Raw genomic sequence first — 23,857 nt, 5'->3', positions numbered from 1 at the left:
CATCTTATTACAAAGCATAAAAACCAAAGTCTATATAACGTTTATTCAGATAGACGTTCCATTTTGGCCAAATAGAAACCATCAAAACCACGCTCTGACACCAAGATATTTTCATCTTCGATAAGGGTAAACTGCGGATTTTCTGCTAGAAATGCATCGATTTGATTACGATTCTCTTCTGGCATAATGGAGCAAGTTGCATAAATTAATATGCCTCCTACTTTGACCATGCGACTGTAGCTTTGCAAAATATGCTTTTGCAGTTCAACCAATATTGGCAAACGCTCTGGGGTATCACGCCATTTTGAATCTGGGTTTCGTTTTAATACCCCAAGCCCTGAACAAGGCACGTCTAACAACACTCGATCAGCAGAAAACTTAAGGCGTTTAATGGTTTTTGAACTGGCAATAATACGTGTTTCAACGTTATGTGCACCAGCACGTTTAGCACGGGTTTTAAGGTTATCGAGTTTCCATTGCTCTATATCCATGGCTAATAAACGGCCCTTACCTTGCATTTGTGCTGCAATATGTAATGTTTTACCACCCGCGCCAGCACAAGCATCAACAACACGCATACCCGGTTTAGCATCCACTGCATTAGCAACTAATTGCGAACCAGCATCTTGTTGTTCGAACCAGCCATCTTTAAATGCATCTGTACGGAACAATGCTGAGTCGGATGTCACCTCAACCGCGGAAGCTACATCGCTTAACGGTACAGAGGTTACGCCTTCTTTTTGTAGACGAGCAATCAGCTTTTCTCGATCACATTTAAGCTCATTCACGCGTAGATAACGCTTAGGTTGCTCAGCAAGTGCTGCGCGTTCAGCAGGCCACTTATCACCAAGTTGAGCTTGCCCAAGTTCATCCAACCATTGTGGACAGCCATCCCACAACACTGGATCTGCCTTTGCGATTTCAAGGTTAGCATCAAATACGGCTTGTTCAACTTGCAACGAATACTGCATTTTGGGTAAATCTAAGCCGTGAAAAATATGCCAGCCATTGAGTAGTTTTGATCCTAAACGATCAAACTCTTCTGGTTTAATATCAACCAGAAAACAGTATAAATTTAAACGACGTAAAATATCGCCAGTGACTTGGGTGATCCGAGCTTGTTCTGATGGATTAAGGGTTAAACCAGAAAAATGCTCTGAATAGGCTCTATCTAATGGTTTTCCTCGGGTTAACACCATAGTGAGTACATTTAATACTAACTCTGATGAACTGCCTGACAGCGGATAAGTCAACATGGGCTCTCTCATAATATTACGGTCAATTTAAAAACGTGCTGATCATAGGGATTAACGCTGCTGATAGCAAGGCAATATCGGCCTTTAGTCCCCACAGCTACTGCTTAAAATAGATAAAAATTGGTCTATATACAGTTTTATGTGACCAAGGTATTGAGACATCAAAAAGTCAGTGATGTACTGATTATTAAATCGTCGTTGTTAGCGTAACAGTATTAAGATGACACAAAAAAGCGGCCCGAAAGCCGCTGATCATTAGAATTAAAATATATTGTCAATACGGGACTACATTCTTGAGCCTTTAGCACCATAAAATAAAATAAACGCGTAACACACAACGGGTAAAACAAACGCCAGTTGCAGCCCCATACTATCTGCCATTACACCTTGTAATAGCGGTACAATTGCGCCGCCAACAATGGCTAAACATAATATGCCGCTACCCTGTGAGGTGTGTGGACCTAAATCTCGCAGTGCTAAGCTAAATATGGTTGGGAACATAATAGAATTAAACAGTCCTACAGCCAAGATTGACCACATGGCCACTGCACCAGTACTGTTCATGGCCACTAACACCAATGCTGCCGCAACAAAAGCGTTAAACGCTAACATGGTTCCTGCTGGGATTTTTTGCATAATCACAGAACCAACAAAGCGACCTATCATGGCCCCGCCCCAATAATAGGTAATGTATTTAGCCGCATCAGCTTCTTGTAAGCCTGCCACATTTTGTTCGCCTAAAAAGCTCACTAAAAAACTGCCAATAGACACTTCTGCGCCAACATAAACAAAAATACCAATCGCGCCCAATACCAAATGAATGCTTTGTAAGGCGCTGGTTTTGCCATTATGAGTGACCACACCACTATCAGAATTATCATTGTGTTCAGCAATTGTAGGTAAATTCAATTTAGAAAATATCAATGCAAGTAAACCTAGCATCCCGGCCAGAATAAGGTATGGAAGCTTAACCACTTCAGCTTCGGCTTGTGCATGACTCAGTCCATCAACGGCACCAGAGGCGACCGACAAGATCAACACTGCGCCAAAGTAAGGTGCAACCGTAGTGCCTAATGCGTTAAATGCTTGAGTTAGGTTTAAACGACTAGATGCTGTTTCAACTGAGCCCAAGGCATTCACAAAGGGATTAGCTGCCACTTGAAGAATAGTGATCCCAGATGCTAATACAAATAAGGCCCCGAGAAACAATCCATAAGTAGCAAAGACTGCTGCAGGATAAAACAGTAGACAACCAATGCAGGCAATAACCAATCCTGTCACGATACCTTTTTGATAACCTAATTTTTTAACCAACTTACCCGCAGGTAATGAAACTAAAAAGTACGCCCCAAAGAAGCAAAATTGAATCAACATAGCTTCGGTATAATTTAATGAGAACACCCCTTTTAAATGCGGGATCAAAATGTCGTTTAAACAGGTAATAAATCCCCACATGAAAAACAGTGACGTCAACGACACTAGTGCAAATCGGTAATTACCATTGCCTCCAGTAACCGTTGTTTGATGTGTACTTTGCATTGCTGAAGCCATAATGTGCTCTCTTCTTGTTAGTTATTGTTAGCTGTTTTTATTTACGGTATTTCGGATTTTTATAATGATTTAAAAAACCGAAATACCTTAGTATTTCGGCTTAGTCATATTAATTTGTAAGCAATCCATAAAAGCTGGCAAAACTTGGTAGCACTATAGTTTCCGGATGTTGCTTATCTTGTAAGCCACAGGTTAACCCATGACCTTGTAAAATCGAAGATAATGTTAGCTCATCTAATTCAAAGGTTTGTTGATTATTAGACAAGTTAAACAGGACTAACATTTGTTGCTGACCTTTGCTGCGGATAAACGCAAGTACATCAGGATGACTATCAACAAAGTTAATATCACCGTCAATCAACAAATTTTGCTGTTTGCGCCACTGTAAAAAATGCCGGTAACTGTTCAGTATTGAATCTTGATCGGCTTCTTGTACATCAACAGCACTATTATTGTGTGCAGGATCTATCGGTAACCAAGGTGTTGCTTCACTAAAACCCGCATTAGGTGCATCTTTTTCCCAAGGCATGGGTGTTCTACAACCATCGCGGCCTTTAAACATCGGCCAAAAAGCAATACCAAATGGGTCTTGTAACTGATTAAACTCAATAGATGCTTCGGTTAAGCCTAATTCTTCGCCTTGATAACTGCACACACTGCCACGTAGTGAAAATAACATCGCGTTGAGCATTTTTATCATCGTTGGGTTAGTACTGTCTTTCCCCCAACGGGAAGCAACCCGTTTAACATCATGATTACCTATGGCCCAACATGGCCAACCATCACCAATACTGGCTTCAAGTTCTTCAACCGTTTGGCGAATATAAGCCGCATTAAAATCATCAGTTAATAGTTCAAAACTGTACGCCATATGCAAACGGTCATCGCCCTGAGTATATTCCGCCATGGTGGCTAATGAGTCTTCTGATGACACTTCACCTAAAGTGACAGCACCTGGGTAACGATTAACTAATGCTCGCAGTTGTTCTATAAAGACAACCGTTTGCGGTCGAGTATTGTTGTAATAATGATATTGGTAGGCATAAGGGTTATCTTCACTAAAGCCGCGACCTTGACGCTTATCTTTGGGTTTTGCTGGGTTATCACGCAATTTTTCGTCGTGATAACAGAAAGTAATCGCATCAAGACGGAAACCATCCACACCTTTTTTAAGCCAAAACTCAACATTGTCTAATACCGCTTGGCGTACTTCTGGGCAATAGAAATTAATATCAGGTTGGCTTTTAAGAAAGTTATGTAAATAATATTGCTGACGGCGAGGTTCCCATTCCCATGCACAACCACCAAAAATGGCCAACCAATTATTAGGCGCACTGCCATCATCTTTCGGGTCGGCCCATACATACCAATCTGCTTTATCATTATCACGACTTTGGCGACTTTGCTCAAACCAAGCATGTTGATCTGAGGTGTGGCTTAACACTTGGTCAATCACCACTTTAATATTTAATTGATGAGCTTTGTCGATAAGTTGATCAAAGTCGGCCATGGTGCCAAACATTGGATCAATTTCAAGATAATCACTAATGTCATAACCGAAATCTTTCATTGGCGATTTAAAAAAAGGTGAAATCCAAATCGCATCTACATTTAGGCTGGCAATATAATCAAGTTTATTGATAATGCCCTGTAAATCACCGACACCGTCACCATTAGAATCTAATAAGCTACGGGGGTAGACTTGATATATCACTCCGCCGCGCCACCAAGTTACCTGATCCATTACTTCCCCTTAGAATTAAGCCAACCCAAAAATTAATCGGTGAGTTACCTTGATGTTGCGACTGAGTAACAGCCATCAGTTATTTTGTATTACCCCGAGGATACGTGAATAAGGAAATCCGGTTCAATACACCTGCATACGTATGCAAAGAAATCATTAGCTGAACGCACATGAAAAATACAAATAATATCTCATAAATACAATAAACTAACTGCGATATCGAGCATCTTTAAGTTGTTTCAAATTTGTAAAATTCAGCTAATAATTAGCGCTTAATAACGTTGAATACGTATGCATAATATTGTCGGCAAAACAGTACTGGGAGTAGTATCGTCACTGTTGCGCAACAATTTGGTCATAACTTCAGCACTTATGCAGTCACTTATAAAGTTAATTAAGCATGCTGAGGAAAAACACAAAAAAGACTGTAACCAAAAATTCAAAAGGACACTAACACTCGACCTGAACATCTAGGTGTTAAGTATCCACAAAAGGGGAAAGATGAATGTTGCTATTTAAACCGAGCCTACTTACGCTGGCGTTAGTTGCCGCAGGTGCAAGCATGAGTGCTTATGCCGCTGATGACATTAACACTACAGAAGCTGCCGACGAAAATATTGAAGTGGTAAAAGTCACTGGTATTCGTCGCAGCTTACAAGAATCACAATCACTAAAGATGTCTTCGTCATCCATTGTTGAAGCCATTTCTGCTGAAGATATTGGTAAATTACCTGATGTCAGTATTGCAGAATCACTTGCTCGCCTACCCGGTGTATCCGCACAGCGTTTAGATGGACGCGCCAACGTTATCTCTATCCGTGGCTTAGGTCCTGATTTTACTACAGCGACGTTAAACGGTCGCGAACAAGCCTCGGTTAACGACAACCGTGGTGTTGAGTTTGACCAATACCCTTCTGAATTATTAAATCGTGTTGTGGTGTATAAGACCCCTGATGCTTCTGTAATGGCTCAAGCCATCGGCGGCACGGTAGATATGCAAACCATTAGCCCGCTAACCCATGGTGAGCAAACTATTGCCATGTCATTGCGCGGCGAAATGAACGATTTAGGTTCATTAAACAGTGGTTCTAGCGACACAGGTTATCGTGGCAGCATTTCATACATCGACCAGTTTGCAGACGACACTATCGGTATTGCGTTAGGTTATGCCCGCATGATGTCACCAAACCAAGAAGAACGCTGGCAAGCCTGGGGTTACCCAGAAAATGATGCTGGTGACAGTGTATTAGGTGGCGCAAAACCGTTTGTGCGTTCAAGCGAATTAGAACGTGATGGCGTGTTAGCCGTTTTCGAATATGCACCTAACGATAAATTTACTTCGGTAGTCGATGTGTATTACACCAAGTTTACTGATGACCAACGTTTACGTGGTATCGAAATCCCTGCCGCTTGGGGTACTAATGGTGGCGTAACATCCACTGCTACTGAAGATGGTTTAGTGACTCAAGGAACCATTATTGGTGCCGAAGTTGTTATCCGAAACGACGTCAACAAGCGTGATGCCGAATCACTGTCAATTGGTTGGAACAATAAGTTCACCATCAATGACAGCTGGAGCATTGAAGCCGATATCGCTTTATCAAAAGCTGAACGTACTGATATTGGTATGGAAAGTTACACAGGCACAGGCCGTGGAACAGGTGTTGGTGCCGTTGATGATCTTGGTTTTAACTACAATGGTAATGGCGGCTATGACTTCACTCATGATCTTAATTATGCTGATCCTAATCTGATTAAGTTAGGCGATCCACTCGGTTGGGGTAGCCCGCTTGGTGCCAATACTCAAGATGGTTTTATTAATAAACCAGAAATTGATGATGAATTAACATCATTCCGTTTAAGTGCAGAATACGTGTTTGACCAAGGTGATGTGCGCAGCGTCGAGTTTGGTGTTAACCGCACTAATCGCGATAAAAGCAAGTTAGACAAAGGTTATTACCTAACGTTAGCGGGTTATGACGGTACTGATAACTACTTAGTATCAGTTCCAGAACAGTATTTGTTATCACCAACCTCACTCGACTTTTTCGGCATGGGCGACGTACTCAGTTATGACTCATTAGCGTTTTATAACGACGGGGGTTATACCGAAACAGACGTTGCAGATGTCGATTTATCACGTGCAACCAACTCTTGGTCTGTTACAGAAGAGGTCTCTACCTTTTTTGTTAAAGCAAACTTAGAATCTGAGTTATTTGGTTTTCCATTAACGGGTAATGTCGGTATTCAAGCGGTTCATACAGACCAAAGTTCAGACGGTACCGTCGCGACAGTTGAAGATGGTGTGGTCACATTAACACCTCGCACAGCTGGTGACACTTACCTAGAGTGGCTACCGAGTATGAACCTAGGCTTTGAAATTGCCGATGGTCAAATGCTACGCTTTGCCGCAGCACGTACCTTAACCCGTGCGCGTATGGATAAAATGAACGCTAACGTAAACTTTAGCTACAACGAAAATCCAAACGACGGTGTTAATTGGTCTGGTGGCGCAGGTAATCCTGAGCTACGTCCTTGGTTAGCACGTCAATATGACATCAGCTACGAAAACTACTTCAGTGATCAAGGTTATTTCTCATTGGCGGTTTTCTATAAAGACTTAGAAAACTACGTTTATGATCAGCAAACTAACTTTGACTTCAGCACTATTTTGCCACAAAACCCAGGTGACAACCCAATTGGTAATGTTAGCCAACCTCTTAACGGTAATGGTGGTTATGTACAAGGTATTGAAGCCTCGCTATCTATCGACTTCGGTATTTTTGTTGAGCAATTAAGTGGCTTTGGTACCATCTTAAGTGGTTCGTACAACGACAGTGAAGTAAAAGAAACGGCTGACAGTGATCCAACAACGCTACCAGGCCTTTCAGAAAAAACCTTCAATGCGACGGTTTACTATGAAAACTCTGGTTTTGAAGCACGTATCAGCTCACGCTATCGTAGTGACTTCTTAGGTGAAGTCACTAAAATCAGCCTACAACGTGAAAACGTTAACATTAAAGCTGAAACGGTTGTTGATGCACAAATTGGGTATGACTTTACTGAAAGCGGTATCGATGCGTTATACGGTTTATCGGTACAGTTCCAAGTAAACAACTTAACCAACGAGCCATTTACCTCTTACACAGGTGATGATCAACGTTTAGTCCGTGATTATCAAAACTACGGTCGTAACTTTATGTTAGGCGCAAACTACAAGTTCTAATGGGCTTGTAGAATGAAGTAAATCGACTAAAAGCCTCTGTAACCTTTTACAGGGGCTTTTTTATAATATCGACAATAACGTTTATCAGTGCGACAAAGGCGATAGCAATGAATCAAAATAACATTAAAAACATTGTCATTGTAGGCGGCGGTACCTCAGGCTGGATGACCGCTGCCATGCTCATAAAACTGTTTAAATCCCAACTCAATATCACCCTTATCGAATCCGACGCTATAGGCACCATTGGTGTGGGCGAAGCCACTATTCCGCCATTACAGATTTTTAATAGTGTATTGGGGATCAGTGAAAGCGACTTTATAAAAGCAACCCAAGCAACCTATAAATTAGGTATTGAGTTTGAAAACTGGTATCAACAAGGCGATGCTTATATGCACGCTTTCGGCAATATTGGTCGTGACTTAGGGTTTACTGCATTCCACCATTATTGGTTAAGCTCGCGAGCCAATAATGTAAAAACCAATGGTTCAGAAACCAATAGCCCTCATGCCAAATATCCAGAAATAAATCGTTCACAAGTCGAAGGCAGCCAATACAATCCAAATGACTTTTGGCAATACTCACTTAATTATCAAGCAGCTAAACACAATAAATTTCAACCGATTCAAACTATTTCACAAGCTCAAATGAGTGGTATTACTCATGCTTATCACTTTGATGCCAACTTATACGCCAACTTGCTACATCAATACAGTGATCAGCGCGGCGTAACGCGAGTTGAAGGCACGATTGCCAGCACCGAACTTACCATCGATGGCAATATTGAAACGGTTACCTTACAAAATGGCCAAAGTATCCGCGGCGACTTATTTATTGATTGTTCAGGATTTTCGGCGATCTTAATTGGCCAAGCTCTGGGTGTGGATTATGAAAACTGGCAACATTGGTTACCGTGCGATAGCGCATATGCTGTGCCTTGCGAAAGCGTATCGCCCATTATTCCCTACACTAAAGCAATAGCACACGATACTGGTTGGCAATGGCGTATCCCGCTGCAACATCGGACGGGTAATGGCATTGTGTATAGCAGTCAATTTATGACAGACGAGCAAGCAAAGCAGTTATTGCTGACAAACTTAGATGGAAAATCGTTAGCCGAACCACGTAAAATTAACTTTCAAACTGGTAGACGCACCAAGCAATGGCATAAAAACTGTGTTGCTATTGGCTTATCGAGTGGTTTTTTAGAACCACTAGAGTCCACCAGCTTACATTTAGTCCAATCGGCTATCATTCGTTTGACCAAATTATTTCCACAAAACGGTATTACCCTTCAGCACATTGATGAGTTTAACCGCCAATCACAAACTGAGTTTGAACAAATTCGCGACTTTATTATTTTGCACTATCACCTTAATGCAAAACAATCTGCCGACGGTGAACACGGTTTATGGCAGCAATGTCGCGACATGGACATTCCCGAAAGCTTGCAACGTAGAATCGATTTATTCAAATCGACTGCAACGGTTTTCAGGCATCAAGATGAATTATTTACCGAAGCGGCATGGGTACAGGTGATGTTAGGACAAGGCATTACGCCAACAGATTTCCATCCCCTTACCCAAGCGGTTAGACAAATTGATCTCAACGACTACTTAGCCAATATCCGTAAAGTCATTGCCAGTACCGTTGACCAGATGTCTAGTCATGAAGACTATATTGCAGCTCTTTAATAAATTGCTGTAATAGACTGATTTTAAATATATTTAACGACTTAATGTAAGCTATTGGCTCAAGCTGTTAATTTAGTAAGCCAATAATAAAACTAATAACAATAAATACTATAGGATGATCAACTATGTCATTACCTTGCTCACCCCAAACCTGCCAGCACCGCGTAAGCAAGCTAGTATCAAGCTTATTATTCGGTTTTGCCCTTAGCACTTGCGCCATGTCGGTGAGTGCTGCCCTCAGCGTAGAGCCCATGTCATGGTGGACAGGGATGCAACAAACCCAGTTACAACTGTTGATTACTGGGGATAATATTCGCGACACTCAAGTGAAATTAATCAAGGCTCAAGGTGTCACCCTTAGCAGCATCAATAAAACAGACAGCAATGACCATTTATTTGTTAATTTAGATTTAAGCCAAGCCACACCACAACAGCTTACCTTGGGTTTATTTAAAGACGATCAATTGCTCGAGCAATTTGATTATGCACTACAAGCCCGCAAAAAAGGCTCTCGTGATCGTCAAGGATTTAGCAATAAAGATGTGATTTATTTAATCACTCCAGACCGTTTTGCTAATGGCAATCCAGATAATGACAACCATCCCGATATGCTTGAACAAGCTAATCGTGGTTTTGATGGTGGCCGTCATGGTGGTGATATTATGGGGATCCGCAAAGCGCTGCCCTACTTACATGACTTAGGCGTTACTCAGTTATGGATTAATCCTTTGCTTGAAAACAACCAACAAAAATATTCATATCATGGCTATTCCACCACCAATTTTTATAAAATTGATCCACGCTTTGGCAGTAATCAAGAATATCAAGCCTTAGTGGAAGAAGCGCAAACCTTTGGCATTGGCATAATCCAAGATGTCGTAGTTAATCACATGGGGTCTGGTCATCAATGGATAACCAGTATGCCAAGCAGCACTTGGATAAATGACCAATCTCGTTGGCTAAAAGATCCAACCGATGTTAGTTACTCAAGCCACAGACGCACCACTGTACAAGACCCTTATGCTGTTAGCGCAGATATTAGCGACTTCAGTGATGGCTGGTTTGACGTCACTATGCCAGATTTAAATCAACGCGATCCCCACATGGCTACCTACCTAATCCAAAATAGCATTTGGTGGGTTGAATATGCAGGATTAAGTGGCATTAGGGAAGATACCTATTCATACGCGGATAAACATTTCCTTAGCAATTGGTCAAAAGCCATTATGAATGAATATCCTCATTTTAATATTGTGGGTGAAGAGTGGACGGCTAATCCTGTTACGGTTAGTTATTGGCAAACAGGTAAACAAAATACCGATGGCTATCAGTCATTTGTACCCAGCATGATGGATTTTCCAGTATATGAAGCCCTAATATCGAGCTTAACCGACAAAGAACAGTGGGAGTCAGGTTTCATTAAACTTTATCAAATGCTGGCAAATGATTTAGTTTATTCCAACCCAAGCAATTTAGTGTTATTTGAAGGCAATCACGATACCAATCGTATCTACAGCTTAATGAACAACGATATTGAACTGTATAAAATAGCCATGGCCTATGTGCTTACCAGTAACCGTATTCCACAAATATTTTACGGGTCAGAAATACTAATGCAAAGCCCAACAGGAGAACGTAACGACGGTGCTGTGCGTGCCGACTTTCCTGGTGGATGGCCGCAAGACAGCGTCAATGTCTTTAGTCATCAAGGTTTAAATGCAGATCAAAAACAAGCGTTGAATTTTATGCGAACACTGTTGAATTACCGTAAAACCTCGCAAGCGATACAGCAAGGAGACTTACATCATTTTGTACCTAAAGACGGTATTTACGTACAAAGTCGTCATTTTGGTGATGAAACCTTATTAATTGTTTACAACAAAAATGAACAAGCTGTTGAACTTGACCTAAGCCGTTTTACCGAAGTCTTTAACGGCAATACTCAAGGCATCGACATCATTAACAAACAAGCACAAGCACTGAATCAACCGCTAAAACTGGCACAAAAAGGCGTAACAATATTGGCACTTAGTCATTAAGGCCAGCGCAGTGTGAGTCAATCATATTGAATTGACTCGCACTGAATGTTTAAGCTAACCCCGTTGCCTTAAGGCTCAATAATTAGAATAATAACGAGAACCCATGCGATTACTTTTACCTGTTTTTTCATTGCTTAACCCCAACTCTCTAACCTGTGCTATTGGTTTAAGCATCAGCATAACAATCAGTGGGTGCCATCCTGCGAACACATCAACACAGTCGATGAAGTCGGCATCAGTAGAGTCCACTCATCAACAGCCAGATATCAACACAGATGAAAACAACAAAGCCATCAACACAATAACCAAACCTGTGGTTTATCAGGTGTTCACTCGCCTGTATGGCAACACCAATACCAGCAACAAACCATGGGGCACTATTGCAGATAACGGTGTAGGCAAATTCAGCGATTTTACTGATGTAGCATTACAAGATATTAAGTCACTTGGCACCACCCATGTTTGGTATACCGGCATACCACACCATGCATTAATCAATGATTACACGGCTTATGGTATTAGTAATGATGATCCTGATGTGGTAAAAGGCCGCGCGGGCTCACCATATGCGGTAAAAGACTACTACAACGTCAATCCAGATCTGGCTGACAATCCGACTAATCGTTTGGCCGAATTTGAAGCCTTAATCGCCCGCACTCATGCCAATGGCATGCAAGTGATTATCGATATCGTACCTAACCATGTTGCACGGAATTATCATTCTATTTCAGCACCTAAAGGCGAGTCAGACTTTGGCGCCAACGATGATAAGACTCAGGTCTATAGCAGGCACAACAATTTCTATTATGTGGTGGGTGAAGACTTTCAAGTCCCAGATGCGTCAAAGGGTTATCAACCTCTAGGTGGTGAAACACATCCCCTCAAAGACGGTCAATTTCATGAGTCACCTGCCAAGTGGACCGGCAATGGTTCGCGCTTAGCCAAACCTGACATCAATGATTGGTACGAAACAGTCAAAATTAATTATGGAGTGAAACCTGATGGTAACCATGACTTCCCTGCACTGCCTAATGTTTATGCTAATAAAACCGCAGCCGAGCATTTAGCCTTTTGGCAAGCACAAGCGGCCGATGATATCCCAGATTCATGGCGTAAGTTTGAGCACATTGCCCAGTATTGGCTAACCAAAGGCGTCGATGGATTTCGCTACGACATGGCTGAAATGGTACCGGTAGAATTTTGGAGCTATCTTAACAGCCACATTAAACACACTAACCCAGATGCGTTTATTTTAGCTGAAGTGTATAACCCCGATTTATATCGCAATTATATTCACTTAGGTAAAATGGATTATTTGTATGACAAAGTTGATTTGTACGACACCTTAAAAGCCATTATGCAGGGTAAAGCCAGCACGGCAACCATTGCGACGGAACAAGCCAAAGTCAGTGATATAGACCAGCATATGCTGCACTTTTTAGAAAACCACGACGAACAACGTATTAACACTGCAGACTTTGCAGGTAATTCACGCAATGCCCTGCCAGCTATGGTGATATCAACCACCTTAAGCCGTTCGCCTACCTTGTTATATTTCGGCCAAGATGTTGGCGAGCCAGGCGCCGAAAATGCAGGCTTTGGTCAACCTACTCGAACAAGTATTTTTGATTATGTTGGCGTACCTGCACATCAACGTTGGATGAATAACGGTAAGTTCGATGGCGGTCAATCAACCGCTGATGAGAAAGCCCTACGTTCATATTATCAAACGTTATTAAATCTAAGCCACACAGCATCAGCTCTCAGCGGTAACTATATGGAATTAGATAGCTTTCAACGCCAAAAACAGGTTGTTGGGTATGACGACAATGTATTCGCTTTCAGTCGTTTTAACACAGACCAACAGTTGATCATTGTCAGTAATTTCAGTCAAAGCCAAAGCAAACAATTTACCCTTAAGTTACCAAAGACATTAAAACAAACTTGGCATCTTATGGGAAATGCAAAACTGACAGATTTGTTAAAAAACGTTCAACTCAGTCAAGAGCTCATACTTAATCAAGATAGCAGTGCCAGTGTTGATATTAAATTGGCCCCATTGCAATCTGTCATTCTTGAAGTGATGAATAAGGGATAACGTCGACACTCAAAACCTTACGTCGATAAAGATTATTTCAAGCTACAATTTAGAGAATGACTTATAGTGCTATTTGCATCATTAGCCGATGTTGCAATTAACACAAACGAAACAGTTAATAAAAAGCCACAGAAATCATCTGTGGCTTTTTGATAATATTTAATTGATCGCGCGCATTCTATGCTCTCACCAAGGTGTCTATTGTATTGATTGGTAACTCTCTGGCTTGTTCGCGTAAATAGTCCATTCCAGATAAAAATCCTGAGAACATTTTAAGCGCAATAAACTGCCCTTCATCGGTGGTAATGTAATTATCACCTTGTTTTCTGAGCGCCCCTGCTGAAATTAAAAAGCTCATTTCTAATGGAAATGCCTGCCATAAAGACTTACCAGTATGGGCTTTACACTGTTGATTATCCAGTAAGCCATAGCCCATCATCATCATAAAATAATGTTGTGATAGTGCTTTATGTTGTAATGGCTTGGTATAACAGGTACCAGATAGTCCGGTGTTAATGCGATCAATATAATCTGGAATATCAAAACTTGAGATCCTAAATTGTTCACCAAATCGACCAAAAGCGCCAGATCCAACGCCGAAGCAGTCTTCGCCATCAAGTACGTATTTATTTTCAACAGGCTGACCAAAATTACGACTAAAGGTCCACGGAAACTCCATCACATAATGCTCAGCCAATGCTGCTTTTACCGCCAGAAATTGAGGCCATAACGCTTCGGGTTCGCCAGCAAGACAACCAGCTTTTTTTCGATTTTTTCCAATACCGAGCGTTAATGGATACGTGGTGATTTGATCCGGATGTAACCGAATGGCTTGTGCTAAATCAATCGCTACTGCCTCAGGTGTTTGAACTTTAAAGCCATACATCATGTCAATGTTGACCGTAGGTATTATCTCGATAGCACGACTGACATACTCAGCTTGTTGTAACCCACTGCCAAATTTTTCAAAGCGACCAACCATTTTTAAAATATTATCGTCAAAGCTTTGTATTCCAATAGACATACGGTCGACCAAACCTTTGAGTAAATGCGGATTACCTTCTTTAAAATAAATGGGATCGCTTTCACAAGTGACCTCACGCACTGTTGTTAATGACTTAATGAGCTCAATGGTTTCGATTAATTCATCTTCTAAAATAGTCGTGGTTCCACCACCGATATACACCCGATTAAAACGAAAGCCTTGGGTTATAACTTGCCTAATTTCTTGTCTCAGTGCCTTGAAGTATTCTCTGGCTAGAGATTCCTTAAATTTGATTTTATGAAATGAGCAATAGCGGCACAATGTATGACAGAAAGGAATATGGATATACAGCGTTTCAATGGGTTTGTCTGGCACACTAAGCTGCTGTAATTCATCAATTGCGACAGCATCATTCAAATTTAAGGAATGCCTTATGGTTTGACCCATAACCCAATCTAGGCTATTGGTCGCAATATTCAATCTTGAGGATGAAAGGAATTTATTCATGAGTTAGCCTTAATGTTAACAATATAGCCAATGGCATGCGTTTTTAAGTAACAAACCATGTCTGGCTTTTGCACAACGATGTAAATAACGATTAATAAAAGACGAAGAGTAAATGGCTACTTAATCGATAAATGTCTACAAAAGCATGCAGTTAAACAGAAATATTTTGGGCGATGTAATAAATCAATATCTAAATGTAAAATTACACCTACACCCTTCTCTACACAATACGAGTCTTCTTCTTACTAAAGTTTGACATTGATCACATAGTGAATTGTAAATGATGATGGATATTATTTATTCATCATTAATGACAGTCATTTACCCTCACGAAAAATCAAGTGTATTGAATGAAAGTCATAACTAGGACTAAAGTTAAATAACCTCATAAAGTTCAAATAGGGCTAGTTACACTGGACTGATGACTAGATCCAAATAATGTGTAGATGTGAGCATAATGTTGCAGATTATTAACGCTTCTATAGAAATGGTAAATGTGACCTAGGTTTTGAGTCCCAAATGATTTTTTAAGCTTGTAAATAATGTTGCATTAGACCTAATTAAATTAAACTAGGTCTGCGCTACATTGTGTCACTGTGAATGATTTAGTGATTACAGATTTTATCTTCAGCAGTGGTAATGCCGCCTTCACTCGAGATGAACTTACCTTTACCTTCTAAAAACTCAATAAGCATTTCAGCATCCATCTCGGTTGCAGAACAAGTATGATAACGAGTATCAGCACCAAACTCAGAATGCATCATAGTCTTAAGATCTTGCTTTGTTAACGCAGAGCCATGGGTTAGCATCATTTCCATTACTTTATGGCCGTGTACTGATTCAGACATTATATCTCCAATTAAGGTGTAAATATTTTATACTTTATAACTTATTATTTTTTTATAAATACAGATCTTATCCACAAAATCTGAAAATACCTTTTTCGGTACCAGTATTAACATTAATATGACCCGCCCTCACAACTAGTCTATAAGCAGTAAAGTAGTACAAAATCAATAATCAACTTAACAAAGTTGATTTAACAAATAGGCAATAAAATCAACCGCCATGCGGATATAAAAATGCAGCAGCAGCTATTTCTATTAAATGATCTTTTTCACAGTTTCGGCTTTTATTGGCTTTTTTCAATGCCTGCTATTGCAGAATGAATTGCTTTAAATATAAGCCTATCAGCTTCCACTGTGTCATTTTCAGGCACATCCCACGCCATAATTTCACGATATTTTTCGACGACTTTACGTATATCTTCAGTGATATTGTCTTGGTAACGTTCAATTTCTATATTTTGTACATCAGACATATGAATACTCCTTAGCTGTAATAAGTTAGAACACAGACTCTTGAACCGGAACGATTAATATTTCACAACGACTATGATTTTGAACATAATGTGGCACTGAGCCCAATAACTTGTTTATGCCTTTTTTCTTTTTTGCCCCAAAAATGGCTAAATCAACATGTCGTGCTTCCAAAAATGACACAATGCCATAATTTACCTCACCACAAATTACTTTGGCCTCAATGGGAAAATCTGCATCTAGATCATTTACAAAAGCTTTCATCTGAAACTCAGCGGCATCAATACCTTGTTTATTTTGTTCTTCGATGATGTTTATATCAACAAAGTTGTTACCCACTGGATCACCATAGAGTGTGTAAGGGATAACTTCTTGAACAACATTTAACAATGTTAATGACGCTTGATAGTATTTAGCGAGTTCAATTGCACGTTTGCAAGCGTGTTTTGAATACAAGGAAAAATCCACAGCAACCACGATATTTTTATAGGGTTGCAATTGTTCTGCAGACTTTTCAAACTCTTGTTTTTCACGCAACCAATCCCAAGCATCTTGCAGGTTTTCTCGGTCAAAATAACGCACTTCACTGGATAGTAAGAAAGGCTTGGCGATAAAAGCCATCCAATATTCCCATGACTTATCGCCAACCATCGCTATGCGTTCAAAATCACTAAGATGCTTCATACCAAACTTAAAATCATCTACGGCGGCATCTAAATCCCAACCTGAAAAATTATCAAACTCAAAAAGTAATGATATTTTACCTAATCGTTTAATTTGAGTTTCTAGTTGAGGTAAGAAGTTCTGATAATCTTCAAGAGTTAATTTACCAGACGCTCGCACAGCAATGGTATTGCCATCAAATACAGGTATAAATTGCAACATGGAATTTTCCTTCTATTTATGGATAGTTCACATCCAGAATTATGTTAAAACATACTGCTCATTAGGGTCTGTTGATCTTTGCAGGTTAAATTTTGTTTGAGATAAAAACGTTTTAATCGAGGCGAGCGGATTGCTGCCTAGCAATCTAAGCTAAATTCGCTCAACAAAGAGTAAAACGTTTTTAGCCGAACCCTTCGGGCAGCGTTTGTTGGTCATTTTTACTGCGTTATCGACTTTTTATGTAGAATAACTACACCACAAAGTCTCTGTCTTGTACAAATGACCAACAATTCGCTGCAAAAATAACCTTGAAAGATCAACAGGCCCTAACCTCATCTTAAAACCTTTTTTTATGCTGCTTATTGATCAATGACATCATTTTATAATTCAATTTCGCCTATTTTTTATACTCATCAATTACAATTTATTACTTGTTGTTATCTGTATTTCAATCCCATACATAGTGCTATATTTGGATCAATGATAACAATCTAAAACCATTAACGATTAGGTTCGCTATTCAAGGAATACTGATCTTATTGCTTCTTTGATGACTTGTCGGTCAAAGTAGGTATTTAAAGACTTATCGGACACATCACGAGGATGATAATTCAACGACTATGCGGCATATTAACAACAACATCATCTATCTCGGGTGGGTCAGTTTTTTTACTGATTTCGCATCGTCTATGGTCACAACGCTACTGCCTTTATATGTTGTTTATATCCTCAACGAAGGCGTCGATAAGTTAGGCATTATTATCGCTGCGGCAAGCTTTATCTCTTATTTCTTTAGAATATTATTTGGTTATCTAAGTGACCGTTTTACGCTAGTGAAACCTTTGGTCGTAAGCGGTTATTTTATCTCCGCACTTACCAAGCCAATGTTGGCATTGACGCAGGGTTATCTAGGAGTAGCAATCATCCGTGGCGTAGAGCGTATGGGTAAAGCCGTCCGCAGCGCCCCCAAAGATGCATTAATCAGCGCCTTCAGTGAAACAAATAGCTCCGGCAAAACCTTTGGCTTTCACAAAACAATGGATATCGCAGGAGAACTTGGCGGCGCTATCTGTATTTTCCTCATCCTCACGTGGTTTACACTGGATAAAGACAGCATTCGACTAATATTCGCCGCCACTTTGATCCCAGGTCTCATGGCCAGCGCTATTGCGTTATTTTTGGTCAAAGATATTCCTGTTTCAATTAAAGCTAAAGATGAAAAACGCAAAGCGGTAATCAATCAACAAGACATGCGCTTATTGCCTTTGATTATCATTTATTTTGCTTCCCTATTTTTTATATTGAGTGATCAGTTTCTGATCATTAAAGTTAAAGAAGTGGGTTATTCCATCTCCACTATTCCTTTATTTATCATCACCCTGACGTTAACGCAAACCTTATTCAGCTATTATAGCGGTGTTATAACGGACAAAATTGGCAACCATAAAATGCTGTTAATTGCCTTTGCATTTGGCACCCTATCCATCCTAGCCTTATGGCAAGAATATTTATGGCTGTGTTTTATTTTATTGGGAATGTTTACGGTTATGTCACTCAATACAATCAGAGCCTATATATCACAATATGCTATTAGCAAAGCTTTTGTTTATGGCATCTTCTATGGTGGTGTTGCATTAACCAGTTCGCTCGGAGCCATTGTGGTTGGCCAATTGTGGACACAATTTGGATTTGAAACGGTTATCCTATTTTCGCTTTCTGGCATGACCATACTTTTGTTGGTACTGGCTTTTTGGATTTGGAAGAAACCAACTTAATTAAACATGAAGATAATCCTATTACTTCTTTCAATATATAACCCTCACGGTTACTCATATGATCTGGAAATCCTTGGCAGACAACGCAAATACATTATTTTTAGTTAAATGATCCATCTACATTAAGATGGAGTTTATCTTGGTTCCTCGTTCATGCATGAAAATAACTAAAAGTAACTCAAAACGACTAAAACGGTTAAATATTAGTCAACCAATTGGGTTGGCAGTGTTAATGATTATGCTTTGATTTCACTAAATCTGCCTATTTTATACACTAATCTTTATCGGGTTAAAGCAACTGATATAGTTAATTATCAATGGTCAAAATTGATTAGTTAACATTAGGAGAATCAACAATGAATAGATTCGAAAGCCTAAGAAAACAAATGATAGATTATCAGTTGCAGGCTCGTGGTTTACAAAATCAAGTGGTACTAGATGCCGTCAATGCTGTACCACGAGAGAATTTTGTACCTACAGAACTGGTTGAGTTTGCTTATAGTGACTCCCCACTCCCTATTGAGGCTGGACAAACAATCTCGCAGCCTTATATCGTTGCCCTCATGACTGCGGCACTGGAATTACAAGGCGATGAACGCGTACTTGAAGTGGGAACCGGTTCCGGATATGCAGCAGCCGTTTTAGCTGAAATAGCTGATTATGTGTATACCATTGAGCGACATAAAATTCTTGCCGATTCTGCACGCATCCGACTTAAAGACCTCGACTACAAAAATGTCCAAGTATTACAGGATGATGGCACATTGGGCTGGCCTGAACACGCTCCTTTTGATGCCATTATTGTTGCAGCAGGAGGGCCAGACGTTCCCGAAACACTTAAACAACAATTAGCCATCGGTGGGCGTTTGGTCATTCCGGTTGGATCAAATTTACACTCGCTAACATTGCTGCGTATTCGACGTATCGGTGAAAATGAATATCAACAAGAAGATTTAGGAAGTGTTCGGTTTGTACCTTTGATTGGCGCTGCGGGTTGGGAAGATGAAGCAGCAACAAAACTTGCACAAAACATAGCAGAAGCAAGTTTGCCTGAATTGATCTATCAATCCAGTGAACATTTTGCCCGTATTGATGATGTTAATCTGGATAATTTAATGACGCGCATCGGTGATAGCCAGGTGGTATTACTCGGTGAAGCCTCTCATGGTACTGCCGAATTTTATGAAATGCGTGCACGTATCACACAAGAACTCATCGAAAAGAAAGGCTTTACCATTGTGGCAGTTGAGGCCGACTGGCCAGATGCGGCACATTTAGATCATTATATACATGGGACAGAGCCTGATCCTTTGCTGGAGAGCAAACCTTTTTCTCGTTTTCCTACATGGATGTGGGCAAACCATTCGGTACTGGAATTTAGTCACTGGTTAAAAGCACACAATAAGAAAACCAAAGATCCTAGTCATCAAGTGGGTTTTTATGGACTCGATCTGTACAGCTTATTTAGTTCAATCGAAGCAGTACTGAACTACCTAGACAAAGTAGACCCTAAAACAGCAGAGGTGGCTCGAGTACGCTATGGCTGCCTAATGCCGTGGGCAAGCGATCCAGGTATGTATGGACAAGTTACAATGACCAAACAATATAGGGAATGTGAAATGGATGTCATTGCCACGCTGAAGGATTTATTGCATAAACGCATGGAATATTCTCAAGCAGATGGAGAACAGTTCTTCAATGCAGAGCAAAATGCCCGCCTAGTCACTGATGCTGAACGCTATTATCGCACCATGTATTATGCCGAAAATAGCTCATGGAATCAGCGCGACCAACATATGTTTGACACTTTACAATCGGTTATTAAATTTAGAGGACCACAATCTAAAGCCGTCATATGGGAACATAATTCACATGTTGGAGATGCAAGAGCGACACAGATGAGTGCCCGTGGTGAATTAAATATTGGACAACTTGCAAGGCAAGAATATGGTGACAAGGCCTATAATATCGGTTTTGGTACGGACCATGGTACGGTAGCCGCCGCCTCTGAATGGGGAGGACCGATGGAAATAAAACAAGTACAACCAGCACACATCGACAGCTATGAACGCTTATGCCATGAAGTCTCTACCGATAACTTTTTATTACCTTTGCGTAAACCACTCAAAGAGATTACACGCAAAAAGTTGCTTGCCGAACGACTCGAACGTGCCATAGGTGTCATTTATCGACCTGAAACCGAATTACAAAGCCATTATTTTTACGCCTCGTTACCGAATCAATTTGATGAATACATCTGGTTCGATGAAACCCGCGCAGTAGAACCTTTGGCAAAGGAAACAATACAAGGTATGCCCGATACTTTCCCATTTGGTCTTTAGAGCATCAATAATGGACATATTGTGACTTAATCAATTGCACTACAGTCGGATTATTTTGTTAAAGGTAAAAAAGCCCCAATGCAATGGGGCTTATACAAATAATGACGGTTAAAGTGATCAACCATAACTAAAGCCTTTTACATCAAGGTCGATAATACATATCATCTTCTGGAAAAGGCTTAACAATGAACGTTTCAGGTTTAGGCTCAACGACTTCGATTACTGATAATCTGCAAAAAGCCCAAGTCAGATTAACATCTGATTTTGTTCCACTAGACTCATCAAGCTCACAGGATACGCAATCTGATACAGTCTCTATTTCAGATGAAGGCCAAAAGAAATTATCCACTGAACTGGGTGCCACTATGCATAAAAATGCCTCCAGCGCTGAAATTCAACAAAGTGAACAAGCCGATACGCGCACTGAAAATGAAAAATTGATTGATAAGCTAAAAGAACAAATAAAAGAGTTACAAGAACAACGTCGAGATCTTGCTGGAGATAATTCACCACAAGCTCAAGATCAGCTTAAAATGATAGATAACAAGATTATGATGCTCAATACGCAACTAATGACCTTGCTTAAAGTACAAAAAGAGGCCGAAACGTCCTCATCTCATAACCTATTGATATCATGAACTAGCTGATTATTGTGTGAGCGGAATAAGCTAAGCTGAAGGCTAAGGAGAAAACTAAAAATTTTATTGATGATGACAAAATCTTTTCCTTTTACCACTGTTATTCTGAAATAAATTAGCGCTAAAACAAGTAATATAAACCATAATTATCAACATCTTATAGCAAAACCTGATAGCAACACCGCATAACTATAAACACACGTTATGTCGTTTCTAACTAACCACTCTTTATAAAAATTTCTGCATAGCAATACAATCCAAGCTAATCCCTCGCGGTGAATGATAAGTCGACACTTCATCCCCCACAAAACCACAAGCGTAATAAAATCCTGCTGCATTTAGCGTAGATTCGAGTGTTAATAATTCCAGATCATTTTCTAACGCAAGTCTTTCGAGAAATGCCAACATCAACTTAGCAGCCCCTTGACCAAAATAGTCGGGGTCAACAAAAATTGCATCGATCATTCCGGTTTCGAGGTTAACTTTACCACAACCAATAACCTTACCATTAAGTAATGAAACGTAGAAAGAATCCACAATATCGTTAATCAAGACAGCTGAAATATCGCCTTGAGTCCATAATGCCAATTGCTGTGAATTGTAAAAACCTGAGCATTTTTCAATAATGGCTCGATTTCTCAAGGTGTAAATAGCCTGAACATCAGACTCAAGTGCTTTCCTAATAATTATCATAAACATCCTTGAGTTTGTGATTTGAGAATATGAAGTTTGTAGCAAAATTTACATGTGTAAAAAAGTAATATTATGACCTGTATTGTTGCGATTAACTTTTTAGGTAATATCGATTCAACAGTATTAATAACATAACGTTTAGTGGTTATTGAGACAAACTTATTAGGCAAAGGTACTACCCAGTTAACAATCAAATTAACCCTAATGCCTTAAACGCGTTACAGTCAGGTGTAAAGCTGTGATAATACGGTTAATATCATGCGCAATAGCTGATTGATTATCCAATCAGTTATCAAACTTATTGCTCCAATTTTCCTCATTAGGATTTACAATGCGCGCTTTTGTAGTTCGAGCCAGAGCGGCTCCTGTCGATAGTCAGCAGTTTTTGGCTGGTATAGGTCAATCGGCCCACACTGAAATTTTAGCCCATACGTTAATGAATACTATTTTTGTCGCCCAATCTCATCGAGATGATGTGGTGGTGTATTTAGTGTTAGAAAGCACCCTCGATTTTTCGCGCACCATTTGCTTTCGTTCAAGTGAATTAGGTCATATTGGTGGCTTTCATGAGCAGAATCTAACTAATAAAATCGCCAAAGCATTAACTGCATCAAAGGGGATGACTAAAGAACAATTGCGTGAGGTTGAGCCTGGCATTACCGTGCGTACAGTGAGCTTTGAAAAGTTGGTGCAAGAGTTAGCCGAAGACTATCAACTGTATATGTTAGAGAAGAAAGGCACTCCAGTACGAGAAATTGAGTTTGCTGACAATCCTTGTTTTCTACTGACAGATCATATTCCTATGCCTAAAAAGAGCTTTAATAGCTTAAAGCGACTGGGTACTCAACACATAAATTTAGGGCCTAGAATGCTGTTTGCGTCGCAATGCGTGGTGTTGATCCATAATGAGTTAGATATGAGATTGTAATGGTGATCTCCTGCGGTGAGTAATTGTATCTAGCATCCTTCTATTCTCTCCAATAACACTAGATTAATCATGAATTTATAGAAGATCGAGAAGCATTTTATTTGCAGTAACGTTGCATTCACTCCCTGAATACGTATGCAGATCTTTGCTGTAAAATCTAAAAGCGTCATATATTGCTTG

General features: G+C 40.1%; 16 protein-coding genes. 8 read left to right on the top strand and 8 right to left on the bottom strand.

Features of this window, described 5'->3' with window-relative positions; all coding sequences use genetic code 11:
- Window positions 1-41: 41 nt before the first annotated feature.
- The 3 genes from FH971_RS08830 to FH971_RS08820 all read right to left on the bottom strand — a co-directional run bounded on the left by FH971_RS08830 (window position 42) and on the right by FH971_RS08820 (window position 4,551).
- Window positions 42-1,256 carry an RsmB/NOP family class I SAM-dependent RNA methyltransferase gene (locus FH971_RS08830; protein WP_137220912.1) on the bottom strand — a complete coding sequence of 405 codons (1,215 nt, stop codon included), beginning with the start codon at window positions 1,254-1,256 and terminating at the stop codon, window positions 42-44.
- 285 nt (window positions 1,257-1,541) lie between these two features.
- Window positions 1,542-2,807 (bottom strand): sugar MFS transporter, encoded by a 1,266-nt coding sequence (locus tag FH971_RS08825; protein ID WP_140234049.1) that lies wholly within the window; start codon window positions 2,805-2,807, stop codon window positions 1,542-1,544.
- A gap of 109 nt (window positions 2,808-2,916) precedes the next feature.
- Window positions 2,917-4,551, bottom strand: a complete 1,635-nt coding sequence (locus FH971_RS08820; protein ID WP_140234048.1) for an alpha-glucosidase family protein — start codon at window positions 4,549-4,551, stop codon at window positions 2,917-2,919.
- 505 nt (window positions 4,552-5,056) lie between these two features.
- Here FH971_RS08820 and FH971_RS08815 point away from each other — a divergent pair.
- The 4 genes from FH971_RS08815 to FH971_RS08800 all read left to right on the top strand — a co-directional run bounded on the left by FH971_RS08815 (window position 5,057) and on the right by FH971_RS08800 (window position 13,605).
- A complete protein-coding gene (locus FH971_RS08815) occupies window positions 5,057-7,777 on the top strand; it encodes a TonB-dependent receptor (RefSeq protein ID WP_140234047.1) in 2,721 nt (906 codons plus the stop codon).
- A gap of 107 nt (window positions 7,778-7,884) precedes the next feature.
- A complete protein-coding gene (locus FH971_RS08810) occupies window positions 7,885-9,468 on the top strand; it encodes a tryptophan halogenase family protein (RefSeq protein ID WP_140234046.1) in 1,584 nt (527 codons plus the stop codon).
- Between the two features lie 125 nt (window positions 9,469-9,593).
- Entirely contained in the window at window positions 9,594-11,507 is a 1,914-nt protein-coding gene (locus FH971_RS08805) for a glycoside hydrolase family 13 protein (RefSeq protein ID WP_140234045.1), read from the top strand.
- Between the two features lie 103 nt (window positions 11,508-11,610).
- On the top strand, window positions 11,611-13,605 hold the full coding sequence (locus FH971_RS08800; RefSeq protein ID WP_240778462.1) for an alpha-amylase family glycosyl hydrolase: 1,995 nt from the start codon (window positions 11,611-11,613) through the stop codon (window positions 13,603-13,605).
- Between the two features lie 178 nt (window positions 13,606-13,783).
- Here FH971_RS08800 and FH971_RS08795 read toward each other — a convergent pair whose 3' ends face one another.
- The 4 genes from FH971_RS08795 to FH971_RS20390 form a co-directional block, all read right to left on the bottom strand.
- A complete protein-coding gene (locus FH971_RS08795) occupies window positions 13,784-15,097 on the bottom strand; it encodes a coproporphyrinogen III oxidase family protein (protein WP_140234044.1) in 1,314 nt (437 codons plus the stop codon).
- A 605-nt stretch (window positions 15,098-15,702) separates the two neighbouring features.
- Window positions 15,703-15,945, bottom strand: a complete 243-nt coding sequence (locus FH971_RS08790) for a YecH family metal-binding protein (protein ID WP_140234043.1) — start codon at window positions 15,943-15,945, stop codon at window positions 15,703-15,705.
- Window positions 15,946-16,229: 284 nt separating this feature from the next.
- Entirely contained in the window at window positions 16,230-16,418 is a 189-nt protein-coding gene (locus FH971_RS08785) for a hypothetical protein (protein WP_140234042.1), read from the bottom strand.
- A 25-nt stretch (window positions 16,419-16,443) separates the two neighbouring features.
- Complete coding sequence (locus FH971_RS20390; RefSeq protein WP_167495999.1) at window positions 16,444-17,301, bottom strand: STAS/SEC14 domain-containing protein; 858 nt, start codon at window positions 17,299-17,301, stop codon at window positions 16,444-16,446.
- Window positions 17,302-17,921: 620 nt separating this feature from the next.
- On the opposite strand from FH971_RS20390, the gene FH971_RS08770 reads away from it, so the two are divergent.
- From FH971_RS08770 to FH971_RS08760, 3 genes are all read left to right on the top strand, one after another.
- Window positions 17,922-19,076, top strand: coding sequence for an MFS transporter (locus FH971_RS08770; protein WP_140234041.1), 1,155 nt, complete (start codon window positions 17,922-17,924; stop codon window positions 19,074-19,076).
- A gap of 356 nt (window positions 19,077-19,432) precedes the next feature.
- Complete coding sequence (locus FH971_RS20725) at window positions 19,433-21,418, top strand: protein-L-isoaspartate(D-aspartate) O-methyltransferase (RefSeq protein ID WP_140234040.1); 1,986 nt, start codon at window positions 19,433-19,435, stop codon at window positions 21,416-21,418.
- 185 nt (window positions 21,419-21,603) lie between these two features.
- Window positions 21,604-22,056, top strand: coding sequence for a hypothetical protein (locus FH971_RS08760; RefSeq protein WP_140234039.1), 453 nt, complete (start codon window positions 21,604-21,606; stop codon window positions 22,054-22,056).
- A gap of 228 nt (window positions 22,057-22,284) precedes the next feature.
- Here FH971_RS08760 and FH971_RS08755 read toward each other — a convergent pair whose 3' ends face one another.
- Window positions 22,285-22,749 carry a GNAT family N-acetyltransferase gene (locus tag FH971_RS08755; protein ID WP_140234038.1) on the bottom strand — a complete coding sequence of 155 codons (465 nt, stop codon included), beginning with the start codon at window positions 22,747-22,749 and terminating at the stop codon, window positions 22,285-22,287.
- 331 nt (window positions 22,750-23,080) lie between these two features.
- Here FH971_RS08755 and trmY point away from each other — a divergent pair, with 331 nt between their 5' ends.
- On the top strand, window positions 23,081-23,677 hold the full coding sequence (trmY, locus tag FH971_RS08750; protein ID WP_137220942.1) for a tRNA (pseudouridine(54)-N(1))-methyltransferase TrmY: 597 nt from the start codon (window positions 23,081-23,083) through the stop codon (window positions 23,675-23,677).
- Window positions 23,678-23,857: the final 180 nt, after the last annotated feature.

This window comes from Shewanella polaris, assembly GCF_006385555.1.
In the GTDB taxonomy this organism is placed as follows: Bacteria; Pseudomonadota; Gammaproteobacteria; order Enterobacterales; family Shewanellaceae; genus Shewanella; species Shewanella polaris.
Note: the sequence above shows the minus strand (reverse complement) of the source record. Positions and strands in the feature narration are given on the sequence as shown.

Coding starts and splice junctions, on each gene's coding strand:
- FH971_RS08760 (WP_140234039.1), top strand. CDS start 21,604: ATGAACGTTTCAGGTTTAGGCTCAACGACTTCGATTACTGATAATCTG.
- FH971_RS08785 (WP_140234042.1), bottom strand. CDS start 16,418: ATGTCTGATGTACAAAATATAGAAATTGAACGTTACCAAGACAATATC.
- trmY (WP_137220942.1), top strand. CDS start 23,081: ATGCGCGCTTTTGTAGTTCGAGCCAGAGCGGCTCCTGTCGATAGTCAG.
- FH971_RS20390 (WP_167495999.1), bottom strand. CDS start 17,301: ATGTTGCAATTTATACCTGTATTTGATGGCAATACCATTGCTGTGCGA.
- FH971_RS08770 (WP_140234041.1), top strand. CDS start 17,922: ATGCGGCATATTAACAACAACATCATCTATCTCGGGTGGGTCAGTTTT.
- FH971_RS08825 (WP_140234049.1), bottom strand. CDS start 2,807: ATGGCTTCAGCAATGCAAAGTACACATCAAACAACGGTTACTGGAGGC.
- FH971_RS08830 (WP_137220912.1), bottom strand. CDS start 1,256: ATGTTGACTTATCCGCTGTCAGGCAGTTCATCAGAGTTAGTATTAAAT.
- FH971_RS08805 (WP_140234045.1), top strand. CDS start 9,594: ATGTCATTACCTTGCTCACCCCAAACCTGCCAGCACCGCGTAAGCAAG.
- FH971_RS20725 (WP_140234040.1), top strand. CDS start 19,433: ATGAATAGATTCGAAAGCCTAAGAAAACAAATGATAGATTATCAGTTG.
- FH971_RS08790 (WP_140234043.1), bottom strand. CDS start 15,945: ATGTCTGAATCAGTACACGGCCATAAAGTAATGGAAATGATGCTAACC.
- FH971_RS08800 (WP_240778462.1), top strand. CDS start 11,611: ATGCGATTACTTTTACCTGTTTTTTCATTGCTTAACCCCAACTCTCTA.
- FH971_RS08815 (WP_140234047.1), top strand. CDS start 5,057: ATGTTGCTATTTAAACCGAGCCTACTTACGCTGGCGTTAGTTGCCGCA.
- FH971_RS08755 (WP_140234038.1), bottom strand. CDS start 22,749: ATGATAATTATTAGGAAAGCACTTGAGTCTGATGTTCAGGCTATTTAC.
- FH971_RS08820 (WP_140234048.1), bottom strand. CDS start 4,551: ATGGATCAGGTAACTTGGTGGCGCGGCGGAGTGATATATCAAGTCTAC.
- FH971_RS08810 (WP_140234046.1), top strand. CDS start 7,885: ATGAATCAAAATAACATTAAAAACATTGTCATTGTAGGCGGCGGTACC.
- FH971_RS08795 (WP_140234044.1), bottom strand. CDS start 15,097: ATGAATAAATTCCTTTCATCCTCAAGATTGAATATTGCGACCAATAGC.